At 52.1% G+C, this 21,702-nt stretch carries 17 protein-coding genes; 4 read left to right on the top strand and 13 right to left on the bottom strand.

What is annotated here, in order from left to right:
* Positions 1 to 13: 13 nt before the first annotated feature.
* From L881_RS0108540 to dhaL, 4 genes are all read right to left on the bottom strand, one after another.
* Complete coding sequence (locus L881_RS0108540) at positions 14 to 949, bottom strand: sugar phosphate isomerase/epimerase family protein (RefSeq protein ID WP_084055458.1); 936 nt, start codon at positions 947 to 949, stop codon at positions 14 to 16.
* A 360-nt stretch (positions 950 to 1,309) separates the two neighbouring features.
* Positions 1,310 to 2,095, bottom strand: a complete 786-nt coding sequence (locus L881_RS0108535; RefSeq protein ID WP_025733286.1) for a triose-phosphate isomerase family protein — start codon at positions 2,093 to 2,095, stop codon at positions 1,310 to 1,312.
* Positions 2,092 to 2,583, bottom strand: coding sequence for a ribose-5-phosphate isomerase (locus L881_RS0108530; protein ID WP_025733285.1), 492 nt, complete (start codon positions 2,581 to 2,583; stop codon positions 2,092 to 2,094). Before L881_RS0108530 ends, L881_RS0108535 begins: the two co-directional genes overlap by 4 nt.
* Positions 2,584 to 2,594: 11 nt before the next feature.
* Positions 2,595 to 4,334 (bottom strand): dihydroxyacetone kinase subunit DhaL, encoded by a 1,740-nt coding sequence (dhaL, locus tag L881_RS0108525; RefSeq protein WP_025733284.1) that lies wholly within the window; start codon positions 4,332 to 4,334, stop codon positions 2,595 to 2,597.
* 232 nt (positions 4,335 to 4,566) lie between these two features.
* Between dhaL and L881_RS0108520 the strand changes: the two genes are divergently transcribed.
* On the top strand, positions 4,567 to 5,541 hold the full coding sequence (locus L881_RS0108520; RefSeq protein WP_025733283.1) for a sugar-binding transcriptional regulator: 975 nt from the start codon (positions 4,567 to 4,569) through the stop codon (positions 5,539 to 5,541).
* A 318-nt stretch (positions 5,542 to 5,859) separates the two neighbouring features.
* Here L881_RS0108520 and L881_RS0108515 read toward each other — a convergent pair whose 3' ends face one another.
* Entirely contained in the window at positions 5,860 to 6,561 is a 702-nt protein-coding gene (locus L881_RS0108515) for a GntR family transcriptional regulator (protein WP_025733282.1), read from the bottom strand.
* A gap of 356 nt (positions 6,562 to 6,917) precedes the next feature.
* On the opposite strand from L881_RS0108515, the gene L881_RS0108510 reads away from it, so the two are divergent.
* Complete coding sequence (locus L881_RS0108510) at positions 6,918 to 7,691, top strand: SDR family NAD(P)-dependent oxidoreductase (protein ID WP_025733281.1); 774 nt, start codon at positions 6,918 to 6,920, stop codon at positions 7,689 to 7,691.
* Positions 7,692 to 8,169: 478 nt separating this feature from the next.
* Here L881_RS0108510 and L881_RS13115 read toward each other — a convergent pair whose 3' ends face one another.
* Positions 8,170 to 9,468 carry an MFS transporter gene (locus L881_RS13115; protein ID WP_034578944.1) on the bottom strand — a complete coding sequence of 433 codons (1,299 nt, stop codon included), beginning with the start codon at positions 9,466 to 9,468 and terminating at the stop codon, positions 8,170 to 8,172.
* A gap of 245 nt (positions 9,469 to 9,713) precedes the next feature.
* Between L881_RS13115 and L881_RS0108495 the strand changes: the two genes are divergently transcribed.
* Together L881_RS0108495 and L881_RS0108490 are read left to right on the top strand one after the other, a co-directional pair.
* Positions 9,714 to 10,643, top strand: a complete 930-nt coding sequence (locus tag L881_RS0108495) for a sugar phosphate isomerase/epimerase family protein (protein ID WP_025733280.1) — start codon at positions 9,714 to 9,716, stop codon at positions 10,641 to 10,643.
* An 84-nt stretch (positions 10,644 to 10,727) separates the two neighbouring features.
* On the top strand, positions 10,728 to 11,678 hold the full coding sequence (locus tag L881_RS0108490; RefSeq protein WP_025733279.1) for a 3-hydroxyacyl-CoA dehydrogenase family protein: 951 nt from the start codon (positions 10,728 to 10,730) through the stop codon (positions 11,676 to 11,678).
* Between the two features lie 420 nt (positions 11,679 to 12,098).
* Here the strand turns inward: L881_RS0108490 and L881_RS0108485 are convergent, their stop codons facing one another.
* The 7 genes from L881_RS0108485 to L881_RS0108455 form a co-directional block, all read right to left on the bottom strand.
* Entirely contained in the window at positions 12,099 to 13,580 is a 1,482-nt protein-coding gene (locus L881_RS0108485; protein ID WP_025733278.1) for an alanine/glycine:cation symporter family protein, read from the bottom strand.
* 64 nt (positions 13,581 to 13,644) lie between these two features.
* Entirely contained in the window at positions 13,645 to 14,979 is a 1,335-nt protein-coding gene (locus L881_RS0108480; protein ID WP_025733277.1) for an NAD(P)/FAD-dependent oxidoreductase, read from the bottom strand.
* Positions 14,980 to 15,219: 240 nt separating this feature from the next.
* Complete coding sequence (locus L881_RS0108475; protein ID WP_025733275.1) at positions 15,220 to 15,882, bottom strand: GntR family transcriptional regulator; 663 nt, start codon at positions 15,880 to 15,882, stop codon at positions 15,220 to 15,222.
* 117 nt (positions 15,883 to 15,999) lie between these two features.
* Positions 16,000 to 17,577 (bottom strand): aldehyde dehydrogenase (NADP(+)), encoded by a 1,578-nt coding sequence (locus L881_RS0108470; RefSeq protein ID WP_025733274.1) that lies wholly within the window; start codon positions 17,575 to 17,577, stop codon positions 16,000 to 16,002.
* A 94-nt stretch (positions 17,578 to 17,671) separates the two neighbouring features.
* Complete coding sequence (locus L881_RS0108465) at positions 17,672 to 18,616, bottom strand: dihydrodipicolinate synthase family protein (protein ID WP_025733272.1); 945 nt, start codon at positions 18,614 to 18,616, stop codon at positions 17,672 to 17,674.
* Positions 18,617 to 18,684: 68 nt separating this feature from the next.
* Positions 18,685 to 19,659, bottom strand: coding sequence for a 4-hydroxyproline epimerase (locus tag L881_RS0108460; protein ID WP_025733271.1), 975 nt, complete (start codon positions 19,657 to 19,659; stop codon positions 18,685 to 18,687).
* A 629-nt stretch (positions 19,660 to 20,288) separates the two neighbouring features.
* Complete coding sequence (locus L881_RS0108455; protein WP_025733270.1) at positions 20,289 to 21,683, bottom strand: YfcC family protein; 1,395 nt, start codon at positions 21,681 to 21,683, stop codon at positions 20,289 to 20,291.
* Between the last annotated feature and the right edge of the window lie 19 nt (positions 21,684 to 21,702).

Genomic DNA, 21,702 nt, shown 5'->3' with positions numbered 1-21,702 from the left:
TTGGTTAATTCCGCTACACCCTCTCCGGGCGATGCGCTGATGATTCAGAAGACATGCTGGCAATAGCTACCACTCGTTTGAGAAACGCACGTACGTTATCTGCAAGCATATCGGGAGAGTTACCAATCTTGCCGCGGGCCTCTACTGCCACACGCAAGCCTCCATTCGCACCTATACCAAGCTCTACAGCTCGACTAATCAGACCCGCAGCCACTTCCTCTGTAAGGAAGCCTGGTGCACCTGGCTGCATATGAAAATCACCATAACCAGGGTCTCTTTTATCCAGAATTGCGTTAGAGAGATGCAACTGAACGATCTGATGCGCCGCAGATTCAAGAACATCAAACAGCACCTCTTCATTAAGCGCGGCATGTGCACTGTCAAAGGCAAAACCAACATTGGGATGAGCACGACGAACTTCATCAATCAATGCAACGGTATCTGGCGTAGTGCCCACTACACGCTTCTTGTGAGCAAAACGATCGAGAGGCTCAACAATGACATTCATGCCAAATTCTTCGGCATCGCTGCATATATTCGCGAGACTCTCAGTGAAGCCTTTTAGTGCCTCCGCACGATCTTTGTCGCCAGGATCGCTGCCACTGACTACCGCCAGAGTAGAGACCCCTGTTTCAGCAGCTAACGGCAGATGCTCTCGAACTCGCTGGACGGCCTGTTGACGCTCAGAGGAATCTAAAGAAGAAAGCCAGAGATTTTGTCCCTCCAGCATAGGCGTTAGCCATTGGGTCAAAGGCCGGCGAGATTGTTCAACCAACTGGCGCAAACGTGCACGATCATGGGCGCTGAATTGGGTCCCTACCTCCCAAGCCTTATAAAATTCATCTTCCGATAAACGCTCAAGCACATCGACAACAAAACCAGGCGTTTCAACCCATGGAAAATACACCTCATTCATTAGAAGAGAGGGATGTATTTCTATAGTATCCATAATTATATCTCCATCTAGCCATTTTCGTATGGCAATGTGGTGTAAATCATTTAATAAAAATGTGCGATTGCAGGAGCATCACGACACATTTCAACCACCGAATATGATTCTCCAGTGAGACCATATCCAATGTTAAAATATGTACAACTTGGCTCTCATATATTGATAGCTAGCGTATTTTTATAAACTCAAGTCACAAAAATTCTGTATAGAGGAGCATAGACATCTACTCCTCCCTATCCTCAAAAAGTAGTTTAAGGCACACCCCACCTAACACATTGACCTATAAACACGCTTCCCTATTATCACTTCCCAGGAACATAACCTCGTCGATGGGTAATCTTTTAAAACGGTAATTAACTACGTTTCAAAGACACCCCCATTCGCTAAATAAGCTTCGTCGAGTATTTTTAAAAATGCGGCAGGTTCATGGGCAAAGCGACCTAGAAACAGTCCATCAACGCTGTCACAGATCTCAGTCAATAAGCCGGGGCCTGCGCTTCCTCCGTAGATAATACGGTGCGATATGCCTCGCTCGGTCAGCCCTGCGCGAATACTCTGGCAAACTTCACGCACATGCTCATTAGGCGCAGCCTGGGTAGCGCCAATGGCCCATACCGGTTCATAAGCAACCACAATGTGCTGATGTTTCTCGGGCAGTGGCCCCGCTGATAACGCGCTGTCGATCTGCTCCAGGCAGGTGAGGGCCGCTTTAGCGGGATCAACACGTTCCGGTTCACCAATACAGAGCACGGGCGTTAGCTGATGACGAAGTGCGACAGCGGTCTTGGCAGCCACTACGGCGTCATCTTCTCCGAAGTAGCGGCGTCGCTCGGCATGGCCGATTTCTGCATAGCGGCAGCCCATTTGCTGAAGCATTTGAGCGCTCACTTCCCCCGTGTAGGCACCGCTCTCATGAGCACTTATATTTTGCGCGCCCACCGCCATCGGCATATCAGCAAAGATCTCTTGCACAATGGGGATCATGGGGAAGCTTGGCAGCAAGAAAGGCTCCACGATGCCCTGCCTGATAGCCGGATGCTGCTGAATGGTCGCCGCAATCTCGGTGCTCCAGGCAACCGTCCGATGAACATCGAAGTACATCTTGAGGCTCATCCCTAGAATAATGGGCGTCACCTGGGTCATGTTGCTGAGTCCGTGTGAGCGTCATGACGCGCTTCATAATCCGTCAAAGCCTTCACTTTTTCGGCAGAGCCGGATGCTGTGTCGAACTCATACGTTAGCCACTCTGACGCCAGACGCCGGGCCAATTCGATGCCCACCACGCGCTGTCCCATACAGAGAATCTGGGCGTTGTTGCTCAGAATGGAGCGCTCTACCGAAAAGCTGTCATGGGCAGTCACCGCACGAATGCCTGCCACCTTATTGGCCGAGATGGCAACGCCCAGCCCAGTGCCGCAAATGAGAATGGCACGATCCGCTTCACCTGCTGCAATTTTCTCGGCTGCGCGAATGGCGATGTGGGGATACGCAGTATTACCGCCAGCGTTAACGCCGACATCCTCTACCGAAGCCACCAGCGGGTTCTTTTCAAGATCAGCCTTTATGGTCTCTTTGTACTGCGATCCTGCATCATCGCATCCCACAATGAGTCGAAGTCCAGTATCTCTCATGATGGTTCTCCTTAGGCTGCCAGTGATTTAGTACGGGTAATGAAGTTACCGACTGCTTTCACAATCAGGGCCAGAGAAACCGCGCCGGGATCAGGCGTTCCCACACTCTTTTCTGCCAGCGGACGCGCACGACCTATTTTGGGTACCAGATCAGCGGTGGCGTCGGCGGACTGCTTCGCGACATCGGCGGCCTGATGCCATGCTTCTTCCAGCTCAGCGCCGTTATTCACGGCATTGCTTAATGCCTCACTGAACGGTGCCAAAGCATCCAGCATGGTTTTATCGCCGAGCTGGGCCTTGCCCACCTGGCTGATGTTGTTCAGCGCCATGGCGACGCCCTTCGCCACGGTGCGGGCATCCGGGGACTCTTCGTCACCAACTGCTGTCCCCAGTGCGCTCAGCGCCACGCCCCAAAGTGCTCCCGATGTACCTCCCGCTTTATCCGCCCAGGCATCGCCGGCTTCTATCAGCAGAGAACCGGTTCCGTACTGCTTGTCTACCAGCTGAGTCGCGCGCTCTACAGCGGCATTTATGCCTCGCTCCATGCCAATACCGTGATCACCGTCGCCAGCAATCGCATCAATACGTCCCAGCTCTTCTACGTTGCCAAGCACTACACTCTGTGCGGCCTTAAGCGCGCCCAGGAAACAGCGGGCAGATTGCTTCGAGGCATCCGAGGCGGTTGATACTTCTGCGTGCTGATCGGCGACGGCAACGGTATCTTCCAGAGGAATTTCGCGAAGCGGGCTGCCTTTATTAAATGCAGGCGTTGAAGCAGGCGCATGCCAGAAGAATTCGAGTTCGTCATCCAGCCAGAACAGCGTCAGAGAAATGCCCGCCATATCGAAACTGGTTACCAGCTCGCCAACCTCTGGCTCAACGATGCTGATATTGCGCTCTTCGAGCAGTTGAGAGACGCGCCGGTAGACCACGAACAGCTCTTCGTACTTGACGCTGCCCAATCCATTGAGAAGCACTACGGCACGCGCTCCCTTGAAATCAGGAATATCGTCGGGCAGATCCGCCAGCAGCTTTTCAACCAGCATCTCCGCAAGATCATCAGCGGTAGGAATGGCCACATCCGTAATACCGGGTTCGCCGTGAATCCCCATGCCTAGTGCCATCTTGCCGGAAGCTACTTCGAACAGCGGGTGGTCAGCGCCAGGCAAGGTGCAACCACTAAAGGCAACGCCGATAGAACGGGTGCGAAGGTTCGCGCGCTTGGCGACTTCAAGAACCTCATCAAAGTCGTATCCGGCAGCAGCAGCGGCAGCCGTTGCCTTGAAGACCGTCAGGTCGCCTGCGATACCGCGGCGCTTTTCCAGCTCATCCACGCTGGCGCTGGAAATATCATCCGTGACGGCGATCAGTTCGCAGCGAATACCTTCATCATTAAGGCGCGCTTTTGCCATGCCAAAATGCAGCACATCGCCGGCATAGTTGCCGAAGCTCAAAATGACACCGCCACCGTTATCAGCCGCTTTGGCAACCGTGTAGATCTGCTTGGCGGAAGGCGAAGCAAACAGGTTCCCCATCGCTGCGCCATGTGCAAGGCCCTGACCCACCAGCCCACAAAACGCTGGGTAATGTCCTGTGCCACCCCCTATCACCAACGCAACTTCACCTTTGGGGGTTTGAGTGCTTCGCACCACGCCACCATCAACAAGGCGCACCTTGTCGCGATTGGCGGCAACAAATCCTTCGGTGAGCTCGCCGGCAAAGTCCGCCGGCTGGTTGTACAAGCGTGTCATAATCAGCTCCTGAAACAGCTCTGAAAGCTTTTGTGGAGAAGTTTTGAATATATGTTCAACGTATGTTCATTTGATCTGACTACTTTTTAGCCCTCTAGCCGCCGATACTAAATAGGACTTTGGTCTTTTTGCCGTTGGTATAATGAGCAGAGGATCAGGCATTCAGCAGCGCGGAAAGTCAGCTACACTGGCGTTTCAAAAAGCTTTACAGCTCCGACAGCAGGAGGTTTTCGTGGGAACTCACTCGGATCAGGCCGATATTGACCTAATGACGGAAATTGCCTCCTTGTACTATGTGGATGGCGACACGCAGGAGTCGATCGCGCAGCGGCTGGCAATTTCAAGAATCAAGGTGGGGAGGCTGTTAAAGCGCGCCCAGCAGGAAGGGATTGTTGACGTTCGAGTGCGCTACCACCCTTCGGTCAGCGCTGAAATCGAGCAGGAGTTCAAGCAGCGCTTTGGGCTGCAACGATTACTGGTAGCACCGGAAAACAAAGTACCTGATGTGCAGCGTGCCAATGTTGCCAGCCTGGTAGCGGATCACCTGTTTCGCACGCTGTCGGATGGATCAATCGTTGCAGTAGGGATGGGCAGAAATGTAGGAGCAGTGGCCGATAACGCCTTCGGCGATGGGAAATATCGCTGTTCTTTTATCTGCGCGATCGGCGGCTCTGTACACGCCGGTGAATACATGAATCCTGACCATATATGCCGGCGACTAGCGGCGCGCTTTGGTGGAGAGAGTGAAACGCTCTACGCTCCCGCACTAGCGCAGAGCAGCGAGCTACGTGATGCCATCTACGAAAACGTTACCGTCAAAACATCGCTGGATCGCGCTCGGCGCGCAGATATAGCGCTGATCGGCGTTGGGGATCTCAGCGAAAGCAGCAACATGGTCAGGATGGGCTGGTTTTCTCCCAAAGAGGTCGCCGAAGCGCGCCTGGATGGCACGGTGGGAGATATGATGGGCTACGATTTCATTGATATTCACGGCCACTCCGCCAACACCACAATGCAGGGCCGCATTATTGGTCTTTCCATCAGCGATTTAAGGCGTATTCCCGATGTGGTTGCTATTGCAAGCGAAAACACAAAGGCCGCTGGCATTCTGGGGGCGCTTCGCACGGGTGCCATTGATACGCTAGCCACCAGCGTCACCAATGCCCAGACCATTCTCAGCCTGGACGACGCGACAAAAACTGCCTGAAGCCGAGACCCCACCGGCTAAACCAAGCGGATTCACGGCTGTCGAGATGTCGATGCCGTGATCATGTTCATTCTGAGTCTATTCATGGAATGAATACGGCGCCCATAAGATAAGGCCCATGGGTACTTCACTGTCGTCCTGGCCGTTTATTATTTTAATTCGGCTCTATACCGCTGAACTCCGTCTTAAATGCCGCTATTGCCTTGGATGTGCGCGTGAAACTCGCTTTCGATCTCATGATCTCCAAGCGATCATATGAACACCCTAACTGACCCCATCGCATATCCAGCGGCATTCATCCTGCGCGTAGGCGCGCGCTTAATTGGAGTCGTGAACAGCGCGCCCTTGAACATTTTCGAGATGAACGATCAGCGCGGCTCGCGCACTATCTGCATTACCCTCTTGCAACGCTGACAGAATCCGCAGATGTTCAGCGTGCGCTTCGCGAGCGTCATCCGGGCCATGGTTGGCAAGCTGGAGCATGCGGTGAGTCAATGCCCCCAGGGTTTCGTACATCTGGATCAGATAAGGATTCTGCGCAGCTCTCATGATCACCATGTGAAACGCCAGATCAGCCGCAAAATACTTTTTGGTCGTCGATAGCGAAATTTCACCGTCAGCGTCAACAATCAGCGCGGTAGCGGCACTGTGGCGCTGCTGCGCCTCTTCGAGCAAAGGCAGCCACTCGGCCAATCGTGGCATGGCGAGCTGTAGCGCAGTGCCTTCCAGCATCTTGCGCGCATCGACCAGGTGATGAATTTCTGATGCAGGCAGAGGAGGAGCCACCCGGTACCCCTTGAGCGCTTCACGAGTCACCAGATGGGTATTTTCGAGCATCGCCAGGGCTTCCCGAACCGGGGTGGGCGATACCTCCAGATCACGCGCGATTCGATCTATGCTGAGTCGCTCGCCTGGAGCGAGCTTCCTGGATAACAGCAGATCAAGCAGGGTGGCATGGACATCATCACGTAATCCGCGACGTACAGGCTTGTTAACGGAAGAAAAAAGCGAAGTCCCCATTCATTTCCTATGGCGTATTGAGTAGCGGAATTGTTCTTTTAACACGAAGCGTCAAATCGTCGAATTCATGTAAAAGTAGTATATCGGACGCAGCCATGTCCATGAAAAATATCCTATATGATTTTTCATATGGGATATAAATCACGGCGCCCATACACGGCAGAAACATGGCTTGTCAGAGGGAAGCGACATGGGACTGGCAATCGGAAAACGAACCACCCTCCTCTGCTGGATGCCCCTTCTACCGTCGCGGTTGCCATCAACATTATCGCTGAACACATTGCATTCATTCGTCAGGTACTAACGCCTGTCTGCCAGGCTCGCTGAAGTCTTTATTATTTAAGGAGCACTATCGCATGAGTAATGATCATCAGGGTACTTACACCGCTATCGTGACCGGTGCAGGGGCAGAAAGAGGTATCGGTCGACATGTGGCGCGCAAGCTCGCCGACAAGGGGTGGCACTTGGCCCTCATTGATATAGATGGCGCGGCAGTAGAAGCATTTGCCGCGCAGCTCAATGAGGAAAAGGATGTCCAGGTCGTGGGCCTGGGGCTGGATATCAGCGATAAAGCTGCCGTTGAAAACGCCTTTACGGTAATTGATGAGCAGCTACCGCCTATACGGGCGCTGGTCAATCTTGCCGGCGTCGCCAGTCCTCACACCCTGTTCGAACTCGATGATGCAACATGGGATCGTGTTATGGATGTGAATGCCAAGGGCACGCTATTCATGATGCAGGCAGCGGCCCAGCGCTTCATTGCCAATAAGGAAGGTGGTCGCATTGTGAACACCTCTTCCATTACTGCCTACGATGGCGGCGGAACCTTCTCTAAAACCGGTTATGCTGCGGCCAAGGCTGCCGTTCAGGGGCTTACCCGTGGTGGCGCCAGAGAGCTGGGAAAATATGGCATCACCGTCAATGCCATAGTGCCCGGCCCCATTGATACTGACATCATGGGCGGCAAGCTCAGTGACGAACGCAAACAGAGCATGTCATCCAATATCCCGCTTGAGCGCGTGGGGCAACCGCAGGAGATCGCGGGCCTGGTGGCGTTTCTTGTAAGCGATGATTCAAGCTTCGTGAATGGCACCTCGATCAACATCGATGGCGGCAAACACATGGTTTAGCGCCTTCCTTATTCCCTTGGGCCCTTTCTCTGACGGGGCCTTTGGAGCATCAAACTCCCCAAAAGTAATACTTCAAGCGTAAAGAAATATCTGGGCGGAGCCAAAGCCGCCCGGACTGTCGGTACGCATGTTCCATGCGATACGACGACACGGTACTTGTTGCCTCCAATATTGATGCCTCCCTTGAGAATGCTGGCCGCCCTTATGTCGGCTTGCACTTATTGAAAGTTCTCCATGCGGCGTTAAGCGCCACTCTATTATTGGTTTCTGGGCGTGAATTTTCCCAGCATCTGGCAAAGCATTCATCTGGTAATAACTCACCTCAAGTAACCAAAAAGGGAGGACACTATATCCTCCCTTTTTAGAGACCACTATCGCTCTTCCTGCCAGTAAAAGCCGCGCTCGGATGAACTTCCTCCTCAAAATCTAGCGCTACTTGGCACGGTGAACGCGCGGCTTAATCAAGGCTATTCTTTGATCACTCCACCAGAATCGGTTTGCGCACTAATCCGCCATAAGCAAGAGCGGCACAGGCTGCAATAACACCGCCGACAATAATAGGAATGGTAAACGAGCCAGTCGCATCAACAATGATCCCTGTGACCAGAGGAGCGAAAGCGCCACCAAAATAACCGCCAAAGTTTTGTACGGCACCCAGTGAGGATACTTTCCTGCTGCCAATGACGTCACCAGCCAGCGTCCATGCGATACCCTGCGAGTTTGCAACGAACCCTATGGCTAGCGTCATGACCACAATGAAACTGGTCAAGTTGGGCATGAGCGGAAGCATGCAGACCAGAAGACCCGCAAGGATGGTGGAGAAGCCCATATACCTCAACTTCAATGACAAAGGAGAGCGGGATGAACGCTTATTCATCCTTGTCATGACGTAACCGCCCAGAAACTCCAGGATAGCCGCCCCAAGAAAAGGAATCGCAGCCAGCCATCCACTTTGCAGGATGCTGATACCTTGAGCTTTTTGCAGATAAAGGGGCAGGAATACAATGAAGATGTTCCAGATCCATATAATGCAGAAATACCCCAGCATCATTCCCCACACCTGGCGATACTTGAACATGCTCATCCATGAGATATCAGCACCACTCAGATCGTCCTGCTGCTTGTCTCTGGTAATCAGTTCCAGTTCTTCATCGGTGATATTGGGGTGCTCTGATGGTTTGCGATAAAAGATAAAGAAGGAAACCGCAAGCGCGACACCAATAATGCCAAGGAATATATAAATGGCGCGCCATCCATAACCGATCATGATCAACGTCAGAATCGGCGGAGCAATTGCAGGCCCCCATTTGCTGCCACTATCCCATATAGCCGTCGCATGACTGCGCTCACTACGAGGGAACCAGTCCGATGTCATCTTGGCTGAAGCAGGCGAATTGGGAGATTCGGTAATGCCTAACAGCGCTCTCAGCAACAGGAAGTGCCAGAAACGGGTACATAGGGCGACCAGCCCGATACAGATACTCCAACCGGCAATTGCGCCTGCATAGACTCGCCGAGTCCCCATTCGGTCAGTAACCCATCCCGCAGGAAGCTGGGAAACCGCATAGATCCAGGAGAACACCGTTCCCATCAGCCCAATGTCTGCGGCACTAAAGTTGAACTCCTCCATTAACTCAGGGGCCGAGATGGAGAGAGCACTTCTGTCCATGTAATTGATAATGCCGGCAAGCAAGGCAAATATCACAATAAACCACCGCAAGTTTCTGATCTTACGACCTTTCTTTATGGTGGTAGGAGTGCCAGAGGGTGTTCGCATTTTAGGTCTCCAGTGGAGAGCACAGCATTCATGAAAATAAATATCCTATACGATTTATCCCATACGATTTTTCTGCTCGATATACGACTTTATAAGAACGGGCAGATGACATTCATAAATGCAGCATCTTCAATGAATGAAGAGAAAGTGATGTATTAACCAGCCTCCCTGACAAAAGTAGAATACCCCTCCCCCATTCCCTGTGCCATAAATCCTATAGGATATTTACTTTCCAGGAGAAAACGATGGCAACCTATACCGCAGCTAACTGGCCGATTGGCGGCAATATGCTGGTATTTGGGAATGTGACCCCCGATGGCACCCCTTTGACAGAAGCCTCTTCGACCGTATGGGCATCCCAGATGCGCCAGATGAAAGAGCTGGGCGTTGATCTGATCGACCCCACCGATGCGTGGCTGTCGCTGGCAAAATTAAGCGACGAGCGACTTGAAGAGTTCCGGCGTGTATTGGACGGTGAAGGTTTGGGGCTATCGTCAATTTCCATGACACGTAATTCTGTCGTAGATACAAGTAATGGTCAGAGAAACTTCGATGATGCCAAACGTTTTATTGAGATCGCTCCGAGTTTTGGCGTAACCGTCGTCAATACCGGCTTCATGCAAGCACTCAAACCAGCCCAGGCCAAGGCGATATGGTTCTGGCTGGAGGATGGTCATCACGATGATCCTGCATTGCGTGATCAGGCCATTGAGCGTACCCGTGCATTGGGCGATGCTGCCAAGGCCCAGGGCATCCAGCTTAGTCTGGAAATGTATGAAGACACCTATGTAGGCACGCCGGACGATGCGGTTTCCTTCGTCAAGGATGTCGCGCACGACGCCGTGGGTCTGAACCCTGATCTTGGTAATCTGGTGCGTCTACATCGTGAAGTTGAACCGTGGCCGCAGATGTTTGAGAAAGTGCTGCCTTACTCCAATTTCTGGCACATCAAGAACTATTCCCGCGATTTCGATCCACAAACTGGTGCCTATGCCACAGACCCTACGCCGCTAAAGTATGGCTATATCAATTACCGCCAGGTGATTCGCCGTGCCCTGGAGCTGGGCTATAACGCTCCGTTCTGCTGTGAGCACTATGGCTCCGATTCTCTCGGCGTGATCGCTGAGAACGTTCAATATATTCGTCAGATACTGACCTCTGCACTGGCAGACTAACTCCTCTTCGAGATGTATGGATGGGTAACGGCATGTCCATTATGCCGTTACTCTACTAAACGCTTTAAAGGATATGACTTCGCCATGAAAAAAGTCGCGATTATCGGCTCAGGTTATATGGGAGGCGGTATTGCTCAAGTACTCGCCATTGCTGGAAATCATATAAAAATCGCTGATGTTAATGTTGAAGCGAGCAAGCAAAATCTCTCCCGCCTGATTACCGAAGCCAAACAGTTCGTCAAGGATGGTTTATTTCCTGAAGGCTCGGTAGAAAAGATTGAGCAGAACATCAGCGTTGCTTCTTCCATTGAAGAAGCAGTGAAAGACGCCGATTATATCGAGGAAGCTGTCCCTGAAATAATTGAAATCAAGCATGAAACGCTGCGCAAGATTTGCTCGGCAGCAAAGCCCGATGCGCTGATTGGCTCCAATACCTCCACCATTTCGATCGCCAGTCTGGCTGAAGCAGTGACTCATCCTGAGCGTTTTCTTGGCGTACATTTCTCTAATCCTTCACCGTTTATCCCCGGCGTAGAGATTATTCCCCACGAAGGTACATCCAGTCAGACGATTGAAGAAGCCTGCGCGCTTGTTCATAGCACCGGTAAAGAAACCGCCGTTGTTAAAGATGTTACCGGCTTTGTACTGAACCGACTTCAATACGCGCTGTTCCATGAAGCCGCACAACTGGTTGAAGAAGGAGTAGCAACCCCTGAAGCGATTGATGTGCTGGTGCGTACAACATTCGGCTTCAGGCTGCCATTCTTTGGCCCCTTTGCCATCGCAGATATGGCAGGACTGGATGTATACAATTTCTGCTACCAGTCCCTGCAAACCTCTTTCCCGGAACGCTTTGCTACCCCTGACGTGCTGAGTGATTTGATTGCACAAGGCAAGCTGGGAGTTAAAAGCGGTGCAGGATTCCTCAATGTACCGGCAGACCGCATTTCCGAACTGATCGAATATCGGAACAAAGCCTATGTCAAAATGCAGCAGTTGCTGGAAGAACTCGGACCACCACCCCTGGTGTATTGATTCTGAGATTATTTAACTGCCCAAAGGATTAGCGAGTGCTCGCCTACTTGCGCTCGCTGGTCTAATTGCCGCCGCTGATCGAAATATTCGACGTTATCAGCCTACACTGTCCGCTGCTCGAATCTACCCGCCTTCTGATCAACGGATACCCTCCCCTCGATGAAGAAAGACGCGCTGCTGATCAACACCTCACGCAGCGGCCTGATTGACACTCATGGCGTTATCCCACCCTCAAAAACGAATAGCTTGGCGGCCTCGCGATCGACGTCTATGAAAACGAAAAGCCGCCGCGTTGCCTTTAACGAATATTACTCCAGAGATGGATGAGGCCATGTGGCACTGCAAAGGTGCCTGACCAGGATGAGCTTTCATCTATCAAAGCAAGCGGCACCATGCGATGCCGCTGTAGATTCAATATCGTCAAGCCGAACTGCCTGATCGGACAACATCAACGTTGTCGCTAGTATCCAAGTGACCTGGACGTTTACCATCTTGCGTCCAATAGTCAGCATTTTGGATACCCAATTCCTCTGGTACAAAGGTAATCGGTCCACCTTGGCTACGCTGACGATCATAGTCACGCAGTGCAGCCAGGGCGGGGCGCGCCAGGAATAGCAAGCAGATCATGTTGACAAGACCAAGCGAGCCATAACCGACATCGCCCAGGGCCCAGATGAAATCGGCCGACTGCACGGTGCCGAAAAACGTCATTATCAATAGCACGACTCGCAGGCAGAACATGCTGATACGGTGCCGAGACTTGAAAATATAGAACAGATTGGATTCGCAGATATAGTAGAACGCCACCAATGTGGTAAAGGCGAATAGCGCGATGGATATAGCGACGAAGATACTCCCAAAGCCGTCGAGAAGAGAGTCGACAGCCGTCTGGGTAAACGCCGGACCCGCTTCTACGCCAGGAAGATTTTGTACCAGAGTGACACCATCCGTGACTACGTTGTAACTGCCGGTCAGGACAATCATGACCCCGGTCGCCATACAGACCACTAGCGTGTCGATATAGATAGAGAAGCATTGTACGAGACCTTGCTCGGCCGGATGAGAGACTCGCGCAGCAGCAGCGCCGAAGGTACCTTCCCCTACACCGGCAACATTCGAGAAGATCCCCCGGCGTACCCCCCATAACACTGCCGAGCCGAGTATTCCACCAAATACCGAGTCCTGGCCAAAGGCACTGGAAATAATAACTCTCAATGCTTCGGGAATGGCGGTGATATTTACTGCCAACACCAGCAAAGTAACCAGAACATAGCCAGCAGCCATGAACGGTACAACGTACTCAACGAAGCGAATCAGCCGTTTGCGGCGGCCAAATATAATATAACCCAGCAAAGCGACCAGGATCAGACCAGTCACCCAAGGAGCAATCCCGAAGGCTGACGAAAAGCTGCTGGCAATATTGTTCGATTGAATCCCCGGAGCGAAGAATCCATAGACGCAAAGTCCTATTATCGCAGCCAGGGTTGCCAATGGCTTGAGACGCAGGCCACGCTCAATGTAGTAAGGGATCCCACCCCGCACTTCACCGTCGATATTGCGTTTGTAGATCTGTGCCAGTGTCGATTCTATGAACGCTGTCGCACCGCCAAGGAAGGCTACAACAGCCATCCAAAACAGAGCCCCCGGGCCACCCGCGGCAACCGCAGTAGCTACCCCCGCAATATTAGCCACCCCTACCCGACTCGACAACGTCAGCGCTAGAGCCTGAAACGATGAGATCTCCCCAGCCTCTGATTTACCATGCAAAATCAGACTGATCATATCCTTAAAGCGCCGAATTTGCAGGCAACGTGTCGCGATAGTGAAAAGCAGACCCGAGCCAAGAGCAAGAACAACCAGGGGGTTCCATATTACGTCATTGATGCGTTGTAGTATTTCCATCTCAAGTATCCGTTTCTGATTGTGTTTATCGGGGGTCCAGAGCATTGCTGCAGATAATGCAACTTCAACGGTCGCGTATAGATTTGCCTACGCGCGTCCGACATCGGCCTTGGCCGAATCTTTCCAACTGATAGGGTCTCAGTGAGGGGCCTTCCTGTGTCACAGACGAGCTTTCTGCACAGGCTAGGCGAGTAATCAGTTCCGCAGTAATGGCGGCTTGGGTAAGTCCAAGATGATGATGGCCAAAGGCGAGCATCACCCGACCGTCAGCAACCCTGTCAATGATTGGCAATGAATCAGGCAACGATGGGCGAAATCCCATCCATGGGGTCGCCTCTTCAATATCAAGATCAGTATCGAACAAGCCCTGACTGAGACGATGTAGTTGCCAGGCACGTTGCATATTAGGCGGTCGTACAAGACCTGCGAACTCCACAGTGCCGCCAAGGCGAAGCCCGGTCTCCATCGGAGTCATAATGAAACGACGTTCCAGCGAGGTAACCGCGAAGGGAAGCCGCCCAATTTCACGCGGCAGCATCAAGTGATAACCTCGCTCCGTATCCAGCGGCACATGCTTGCCCGTGAGTTCAGCAGTCAATGATGCTGAGTGGGCACCGCAGGCAATCAGAACTCGATCAGCGTCCACTTGGCGCTTTTCTGTTTTGAGGGAGACACCAGCGTCGGTTATCCGTCCCGATATCACTTCTTCCTGAGAAAAAATGACCCCTTCCTTTTTAGCCGCTACCACCAGTGCATCAATGACACGATAAGGGTCCACAACATGGCCTGTGGCGGGGAAAAAAAGCCCACCCAGAATATGACTGGATAGCTGTGGCGCCGCTGCAGCCACACTCTCCCGCTGCCAACGCTCGACGGGAATCCCATGTTCGGCCATTCGGCGTTGCAGCACATCAATCGCCGCCGCTGACTCCGACTGCTCGAATACAAGCATCGAGCCATCGTCTTTGAGTAAGTGGGAACCACCAATAGAACTCAATAATCGCCGCCAGGCCGCAATGCTGGCTTCATTGAGTGCTCGGATTCCGGCAACGCTGGCACGATACGGCTCTGGCCGCAGATTCAGCAGCAGCCGGGTAAACCAGGGCAGGGCTTGAGGCAAATATTTCCAGTCCAGCCGGAGCGGCCCCATGGGGTTCATGAGCATTCCTGGCAAGCGCTTAAGGATCATCGCATCAGCGACTGGAAATATCTGTTCGGTCGCCATATGCCCAGCATTCCCATAGGAAGCTCCCTTACCAGGTTCCTGCCGATCCATGACCAGGACGCGCAATCCCCTGCGACGCAGAGAAAGGGCACACGCCACACCGATGATCCCTGCGCCGACGATGGCGATATCGGTATCATTGAAACAGGCACTGGGGGTCGAATATTGCGCCATGCTAATTCCTGCCATCTAGTTGTAGATTGTATAAAATATATATTATTAAAAACCGATACTAGTGTCGATGTCGACAAAAGTCGATCAATAAATGTGATGAACAGAGGGCTTGTGGTGGGAACTGATGCTCAGGCTCTTGCCAGTAATAGCAAGCGCACAGCTGGCGGAGCTGCTGGTAAGACGGAGTCGTATGAGAAAGGGGGAGAGAAAGGAAATGCCAGATTGATATCTATAACGTAATCAGCCGTCTTGCAGCCTCTTTTCCAGTAATGCCACGATTCCATCACTGGCTTCCAGGATATGCTTTTCCAGCATCTGGCAGGCTCTCTGACTATCGCCCTGCCGTGCTAAATCCAATAGTTCATGATGCTCTTTCTCGGCTTTCTTGATCTCTCGGGTATAGAGCAGTTGCATGCGAATATAGCGATCACACTTGGTATTGAGCTGGCTGATTATAGCCATCGCCTCCGGCAGATCAGCTGGTGCGTAAAGAGTGTGATGGAATGCAAAGTTGTAATCACTCCAGCCATTTATCTGACTACCGGAATCGAGAGCCGCGTCGTAGTCCCGAAGAATATCTTCGGCCTTTTCGAAATCAGATGTCGTCAGTTTAGGGATGGAATGCTTGAACACATGGCTCTCAAGCAAAACACGGAGATCGAATAATTCACGGATCGTAGTAACAGAAAGCTCAGTGGTAAAGGCACCACGATGAGCGTGAAATTCAACCAATCCCTCAGACTCCAGAGTCAACAATGCCTCCCGAACGGGAATGCGGCTGACATCGTAGTCTGTGGCCAGGGCATCCTGGCGCAATTGGGTGCCGCCCTTGAACTCACCTCCGAGAATGCGTTGACGCAGATCGTCGGCGACGTATTGGGCGCGTGTTTTGAAAGTTGCCATAGGGCGAGAATGCTTATGCAAAATTTTGCATATTTTATGCAGATGGCAATTTTCCGTCAACGCACAGCAGCGGAGGCCGCAATTGGCACTCCCCCGCTGCTACCTACCCATGATGGATCAGGCTTCGCGCTTGCCGTCGACTAAACGCTTCAGTTTAAGCGAATTGCCCTGCTTGATCGCTTCTGGCAGCAGTGCATCCGGAAAATCCTGATAGCAGACTGGGCGAAGAAAGCGGAAGATCGCCGCTGTACCCACAGACGTAGTGCGAGAATCAGATGTTGCCGGGAACGGTCCACCATGAACCATGGCATCGCAAACCTCAACACCGGTCGGCCAGCCGTTAACCATTACACGGCCTGCCTTACGCTCAAGAATCGGTAGCAACGCCTTTGCATTATCCAGATCGGCACCGTCCATCTGTAGCGTAGCAGTGAGCTGGCCTTCTAAATGCTCAGCAACCTTCTCCAACTCGGCCGCATCAGTACACTCAACTACCAGTGATGTGGAACCAAAAACTTCCTGCTGCAGCACTTCACTACCAAGGAAATCCTGCGCCGAGGCTACAAAAAGTCCAGTTTGGCATTGGTTGGGGCCTTCACCTGCCTGACCACGTGCCACTTCCTTAACCTTTCCGCTGGATGACAGCCCTTTAACACCGCTAGCGTAAGCATCGGCAATACCTGGTGTCAGCATGGTCTGAGCAGCACTTTCTTTAACGGCCTCACCAGCTGCAGCAATGAATGCATCCAAATCCGGCCCTTTAATCGCGATGACCAGCCCCGGATTGGTACAGAACTGTCCGGCACTCATGTTGAGTGACCCAACAAATGCCTTGCCCATCTCCCTGCCACGCACCTTCAGGGCCTCCGGCAAAGGGAATACCGGATTGATCGAACTCATTTCGGCATAGAACGGTATCGGCTCGGAGCGTGACTGGGCGGCTTTCCATAATGCCAAACCTCCGCTGCGTGAGCCGGTAAACCCCGCAGCTTTGATATGAGGGTCAGTAACCAGCGCCGTACCAACTTCATACCCAGCCCCGTATATCAGTGAAAAGACACCTTCCGGAAGACCACACTTATTGATCGCAGACTGAATCGCTCGACCTACCATCTCACTCGTACCAGGATGTGCGCTGTGTGCTTTAACGATCACTGGGCAACCAGCAGCCAGAGCAGAGGCGGTATCCCCACCTGCAACGGAAAATGCCAAGGGGAAGTTACTGGCACCAAAGACAGCAACCGGGCCTAACGCGATATGACGCTGACGCAGGTCAACCCGGGGCATTGGCTGGCGATCCGGCATACCTGGATCTATACGAACATCGAGCCACTCACCAGTACGCACGGTCTTGGCGAACAAACGCAATTGCCCACAGGTACGGCCACGCTCGCCTTGAATACGGCTCTGCGAGAGCCCAGACTCTGCTACTGCACGTTCAATCAAATCCTCACCGATCGCCTCAATCTCGTCGGCCACGGTTTCAAGGAATTTGGCACGGTCTTCAAGGGAAGTTTCGCGGTAAGTGTCAAATGCGCTCCATGCCAATTTGCAGGCATGCTCAACTTCTACCTGCGTACCACCAGGGTAGGCAGGTTCAAGTTGCTCATCGGTAGCCGGGTTGATCGCATGAATCGGATCACAACTGCCCTTGACGGTTTGTTGGCCTATCAGCATTTCACCTGTCAGTTTCATCTTGCCTCCTGGTTACATGTCAACGGTCCGGGGTAGTGAGCATCTCCCCACCCCGGAAGGCTCGTTCACGATAATCTGGGATTACCGCGACGGGTCAGGCATCGAGATTGGCTGACCACTGCGCATACCAGTCGCGGAACAGGGCGTACTGGTTTTCTACATAGCGACGCTGAGCATCGCTCAGAGCATCGGTATCGTTAAAATGCAGGGTATATTCGGTATCACCATTCAGGACCATCAAATGCTTGTAATAAAGCACTAGATCAGCCCCTTCATCGAAAGAGGAGAGCACTGCTAATGCAGACTCTAGCTCTTGAGCCATCCTGCGCGCCTTGGGGTCCCCTTTGGCAGCTTGTTTGCTGAGATCGACAAGTTGCAGCACTTCACGCGGCAGAGCATTTCCTATCCCAGTAATAGCACCGGTAGCGTTGCAATTAACGAAGCCGTGGAACACTTGAGTATCGACACCCACCATCAAGGTGACATCATCGTCCTGGGAAGTGATGTGTTCGGCGGCATAGCGTAGATCCGCAGCACCACCGAACTCTTTGAAACCAATCAAATTGGGAAATTCGCGACGCAGTTCGAAAAACAGATCAGCGCGAGTCGCGAAACCGTAGTAAGGGCTGTTGTATATCACCGCAGGGAGTTCAGGAGCCGCTTTCAAAATGGCGGAGAAGTGCGCCTTTTGAGCCACACTGGAGGTTCCACGTGAGAGCACACGAGGGATTACCATCAAACCATGTGCCCCCACTTTGGCCGCATGTGCTGCATGAGAGACGGCTTCGCGAGAATTGACAGCACCAGTACCAACAATAGTGGGGACATTAGCTTCAACCAAGCGTGCCACACCCTCCTGACGCTCGGCCTCGCTTAACAACGGCCAGTCACCCATCGAGCCACAATAGACAACAGCGCTCATACCAGCCTCAATGAGCTCACGTCCCTTGGCGACTAGAGCATCGTAATCCGGCTTCCTGTCCACCGTGCAGGGAGTCATCAAAGCGGGAATGCAACCAGTAAAAATATTGTCGTTCATAATCATTCCTCTGAAAATCATTCAAGGTAATTGAGTCAGTGGCGCGCCAACGGCGGTGCGCCGATGCATCATCGCGGGATGCCCCAGGCGAAAGGATCCTGATCATCAATGAGTAGGGTACTGTCGGCGCTCAAATAGGCATGTCCCCTGATATAAGGGCGAATACGCTGCGCGCTCTCGCCGCCATTGCCTGCTGTTTCTTCCTCCCACTCGAAATAACTCTCGAACCGGCTGCCCGTGATGCTGGCTTGAGTCCATATATCACCGGGAGCCAATTTTCCGTCAGCAGCCAAGCAGGCGAGCTTAGCGCTGGTGCCTGTTCCACAGGGGGAACGGTCGTAGGCTTTGCCGGGGCAGAGCACGAAATTGCGACTGTCGGCTGGGTGATCTATATCGGTATCGGCGGCGAACAGCTCAACGTGATCAATATGACCGCCGCCCTCTCCAGTGATGGCCTGTGTATCCAGCGCTTGGCGAATAGCCCAGGTAAAAACAGTCAGAGCTTCCTCGTTGGCCAGCGTTATCGCATGTTCGTGCTCACCTACCAGAAAAAACCAGTTCCCTCCCCAAGCGATATCGCCATGTACTACGCCATATCCCGGTACTTCCACCGGTACGTGCTGGCGATAGCGATAGGCCGGTACATTTCGCACAGTCACTGCCCCATCCTCATGCAGCGTAGCGCTGACCGTCCCAGTGACAGTGTCGATTTTATGATCGCCCGGCTGAATGCATCCAAGATAATGCAGCGACGCCACCAACCCGATGGTGCCGTGGCCACACATGCCTAAATAGCCGCTATTGTTGAAGAAAATCACGCCGCAAGTCGCATCGGGGGAAACAGGCTCACAGTAAAGCGCTCCCACCAGTACATCATTACCCCGCGGTTCAAGCAGGCAGGATCGCCGCCAGTGGTCATAGTGCTCACGCATGGAATTGCGTTTGTCAGTCAGAGTCGCGCCAGGCAAAGGCGGGAAACCTTCCATCACTAGGCGTGTCGGCTCTCCCCCGGTGTGTGAATCAATAACGTGGATTCGCTTCATGCTGGTTTCTCTCTGGTCTAGGCAGCTTGGAATCGCGGACAGCAAGCATCAAAGAATGTGCTCCACACACTCATTGTAGATTTTATACAATATACATAAAGATTTGTGAAGTCGCTTTTTCATCACTGCGCAAGCGCATAGACAAAACGTCTGTATGTGAGTAGAGAGGAAGGAGCATGAGATGAACTGGGCGAGTGCCCGTCCCGGTCAATGGTTTCCCACGCCTGTGCTATGTGATGAGCCATAGTGAGCCCAGCTTGTTGTAGCAGAACTACACAGTGATACACCTGATGAAGGTTTTTTTACCTTGGTCAATAGGATTGGTTAACAAAAAATAAGATGACATCAGTAGCTAATAAAGTGATTTTATTGACCAGTATTGTGCGATTCTCATCACTAAAACTATTAGTTACCAAAAGTCAGTGGGCACGCAGCTCGTTAATGCCAAGGTTAGCCAGATACCAGCCCCCAAGGATAACCGCTCGGTACTGCACTCTAACGTCGCATTACAACTGGTCACTGATATTCCGGAGACATGTTTTGTTGCATTAGAGAGCATCTAAGAAGACATTGTATCCTTAAGCTTGCCTGAGGAGGATTGAGCCCCCTCCAAGGGCTTGGCTAACCTCTTAAATGGGCCCCCAGTTGATCTGCACAGCGATATAAAGAGCGACAATACTGATCACTAGCCAAACCAGAACAAGTGGCAGAATAAACTTGACCCACTTGGTGAAAGGTACTTTAGATGTTGCCAAAATGGCCATCAAAACACCTGAGGTTGGGTTGATACAGTTCACTACACCTTCGCCTAGTACTGCGGTCTGAACCGTTGTCTGGCGGGTAATCTCCAAGACATCTCCAATCGGCGCAAAAATGGGGATCAATACCGCTGACTCTCCGGAGCCAGATGAGATAAAGAAGTGCATGATCATGGCGCTAAACAGCATGCCTATGGCGGTGAAAGCATGAGGAAGATCATTCAGCACCTGCACCGAGTAATACACGATAGTGTCAAGGATCACCCCCTGATGAAGAATGACCGATACCGCACGAGCTAGACCTACAACAAAAGCACCGCCGACCAATTGGGCACAACCTGCCAGAAAGCTCTGAGCGATGGTATCTGCCGACATACGAGAGATAATGCCCACGCCGAGAGACATAATGACAAACATGGCGAGCATTTCGCTCGACTCCCAATGCCGCAGTATGGCTCCTGTAATATAGGCCACTAGACATATGGCGGCCCAAATCAGAGTCAAGGCATGACGTCGAGGGTGTCCTGATGGTGCAGAAGGTATAACTGCTGTGTCATCACCACTATCAAGCTCACGATGCTGGGATGAGGCCCGTGCTCGTTTGATCTTGATCCACATGAAAGCCATAGCCGCAAACAGAAACAAGACATAAATTACTGAGCGGTAACCTATGCCTGACATCAGTGGAACCTCAGCAAGCTGCTGGGCAACACCTACTGACGTAGGGGATGTAATGGATGCGTTGTAGCCGGTATAAGTCGCTACATAGACAAAGCTGATACCAAAGAGCTTACCTAGCCCTAATGAACGCGCCACCATTATGCCCAAAGGTACAAAGGCAATGACCGAATTTACAATGATACCTGTGGTGCCCAGGATCGAGAACACCACAAAGAAGGTAAGTACCAAAGTAAAGTCATTGAAACGCTTACTTGAAGATATGCGATAAAGCATATGGGCGATAGCACCACTTTGTTCCAGCACTCGTAAGGCACCACCAGTGAACATCACCATGAAAACAATAGGAGCACTACTGATCAAACCTTGCCCAATAGCAAGAAACAGATCCTGTGGCAACACACCATGACTGGCAACCGCATGATAACTACCAGGAATCGAGAAAGAGATTCCATTGCGTTTTTCTGTCTCGTATTGTCCGGCAGGAATGAGCCAACTAGCAGCACCTGCAAGTACCAGCATGCAGAAAAGCAATACATAAGGATTTTGCAGGCTTGAATGTGAAGTCTGAGAGTTTTTTTTAGCCATCCAAGTGTTCCTCTTGAAA

The sequence above is a fragment of the Carnimonas nigrificans ATCC BAA-78 genome, assembly GCF_000526695.1.
Classification (GTDB): domain Bacteria; phylum Pseudomonadota; class Gammaproteobacteria; order Pseudomonadales; family Halomonadaceae; genus Carnimonas; species Carnimonas nigrificans.
The sequence above is the reverse complement of the archived record's forward strand: the minus strand, read 5'-3'. Positions and strand labels throughout refer to the sequence as shown.

Excerpts from the sequence above, each read along its gene's own strand:
- L881_RS0108540 (WP_084055458.1), bottom strand. The coding sequence starts at position 949 with ATGGATACTATAGAAATACATCCCTCTCTTCTAATGAATGAGGTGTAT.
- L881_RS0108535 (WP_025733286.1), bottom strand. The coding sequence starts at position 2,095 with ATGACCCAGGTGACGCCCATTATTCTAGGGATGAGCCTCAAGATGTAC.
- L881_RS0108530 (WP_025733285.1), bottom strand. The coding sequence starts at position 2,583 with ATGAGAGATACTGGACTTCGACTCATTGTGGGATGCGATGATGCAGGA.
- dhaL (WP_025733284.1), bottom strand. The coding sequence starts at position 4,334 with ATGACACGCTTGTACAACCAGCCGGCGGACTTTGCCGGCGAGCTCACC.
- L881_RS0108515 (WP_025733282.1), bottom strand. The coding sequence starts at position 6,561 with ATGGGGACTTCGCTTTTTTCTTCCGTTAACAAGCCTGTACGTCGCGGA.
- L881_RS0108510 (WP_025733281.1), top strand. The coding sequence starts at position 6,918 with ATGAGTAATGATCATCAGGGTACTTACACCGCTATCGTGACCGGTGCA.
- L881_RS13115 (WP_034578944.1), bottom strand. The coding sequence starts at position 9,468 with ATGCGAACACCCTCTGGCACTCCTACCACCATAAAGAAAGGTCGTAAG.
- L881_RS0108495 (WP_025733280.1), top strand. The coding sequence starts at position 9,714 with ATGGCAACCTATACCGCAGCTAACTGGCCGATTGGCGGCAATATGCTG.
- L881_RS0108490 (WP_025733279.1), top strand. The coding sequence starts at position 10,728 with ATGAAAAAAGTCGCGATTATCGGCTCAGGTTATATGGGAGGCGGTATT.
- L881_RS0108485 (WP_025733278.1), bottom strand. The coding sequence starts at position 13,580 with ATGGAAATACTACAACGCATCAATGACGTAATATGGAACCCCCTGGTT.
- L881_RS0108480 (WP_025733277.1), bottom strand. The coding sequence starts at position 14,979 with ATGGCGCAATATTCGACCCCCAGTGCCTGTTTCAATGATACCGATATC.
- L881_RS0108475 (WP_025733275.1), bottom strand. The coding sequence starts at position 15,882 with ATGGCAACTTTCAAAACACGCGCCCAATACGTCGCCGACGATCTGCGT.
- L881_RS0108470 (WP_025733274.1), bottom strand. The coding sequence starts at position 17,577 with ATGAAACTGACAGGTGAAATGCTGATAGGCCAACAAACCGTCAAGGGC.
- L881_RS0108465 (WP_025733272.1), bottom strand. The coding sequence starts at position 18,616 with ATGAACGACAATATTTTTACTGGTTGCATTCCCGCTTTGATGACTCCC.
- L881_RS0108460 (WP_025733271.1), bottom strand. The coding sequence starts at position 19,659 with ATGAAGCGAATCCACGTTATTGATTCACACACCGGGGGAGAGCCGACA.
- L881_RS0108455 (WP_025733270.1), bottom strand. The coding sequence starts at position 21,683 with ATGGCTAAAAAAAACTCTCAGACTTCACATTCAAGCCTGCAAAATCCT.